The 590-nt window shown below is 61.0% G+C and carries 1 protein-coding gene; it reads right to left on the reverse strand.

The window, feature by feature from the left end; all coding sequences use genetic code 11:
• A partial coding sequence (locus M3P88_RS15810; RefSeq protein WP_249616953.1) for an Ig-like domain-containing protein occupies window positions 1-590 on the reverse strand: 590 nt, incomplete at both ends.

A 590-nucleotide genomic window follows, 5' to 3' on the forward strand; every position in this document is an offset into this window, starting at 1 on the left:
GACCGGGGCATCGTTCACCGGCGTTACCGTAATCCCCACCGTATCGCTATCCGACAACGGCGTGCCCGCGCTGTCTTTCGACAGCATCGTCAACGTGTCCGAACCATTGAAGTTGGCATTGCCTTTGTAGCTCAGCGTCGCCAGTGCCGCATTGATCTGCGCCTGGGTGCCGGACAGGGTCAGCGTGCCGCTGCCATTCGCACCGCCACTGATGGTAGCGCCACCCACCAGACTAATCGTCAGCGTGCCGTTGGCCACACTGAGCTGGGTGCTCGCCAGATTGCCGTCCACATCATTCACCGACAGCCCGGTAATGGCTTGCGCTACATCTTCGGCCACCGTTTGTGCGATAGGCACCGTATTCACCGGTGCGTCGTTCACCGGCGTTACCGTAATCCCCACCGTATCGCTATCCGACAACGGCGTGCCTGCACTGTCTTTCGACAGCATCGTCAACGTGTCCGAACCATTAAAGTTGGCATTGCCCTTGTAGCTCAGCGTCGCCAGTGCCGCATTGATCTGCGCCTGGGTGCCGGACAGGGTCAGCGTGCCGCTGCCATTCGCACCACCACTGATGGTGGCACCCCCGG

Source organism: Craterilacuibacter sp. RT1T (assembly GCF_023502145.1).
Classification (GTDB): domain Bacteria; phylum Pseudomonadota; class Gammaproteobacteria; order Burkholderiales; family Chromobacteriaceae; genus Craterilacuibacter.